Here is a 320-nt window from a genome sequence, read left to right as displayed (position 1 = left end):
TATGAGGGATACCATGACATTAGTATATCAATCAACACGCGATGCTAAAAATACTGTATCGGCTAGTCAAGCGATTTTGCAGGGCTTGGCGACCGACGGTGGTTTGTTTACACCGCTTTCTATTCCAACAGTTGACTTGGATTTTTCTGTTTTGAAAGATGCTTCTTATCAAGACGTTGCCAAGCTGATTTTGTCGGCTTTCTTGGATGATTTTACGGCAGATGAGTTGGACTACTGTATCAATAACGCCTACGACAGTAAGTTTGACACGTCAGTTATTGCCCCAGTGGTTAAGCTAAAAGGTCAGTACAACTTGGAGC

The 320-nt window shown here is 42.5% G+C and carries 1 pseudogene; it reads left to right on the top strand.

Features of this window, described 5'->3' with window-relative positions:
• Nucleotides 1–13: 13 nt before the first annotated feature.
• Nucleotides 14–320, top strand: a pseudogene (locus tag C1G53_RS03385) (threonine synthase); the annotation flags it as partial.

This window comes from Streptococcus suis, from assembly GCF_002960445.1.
Taxonomy (GTDB): Bacteria; Bacillota; Bacilli; order Lactobacillales; family Streptococcaceae; genus Streptococcus; species Streptococcus hyiners.
Note: the sequence above shows the minus strand (reverse complement) of the source record. Positions and strands in the feature narration are given on the sequence as shown.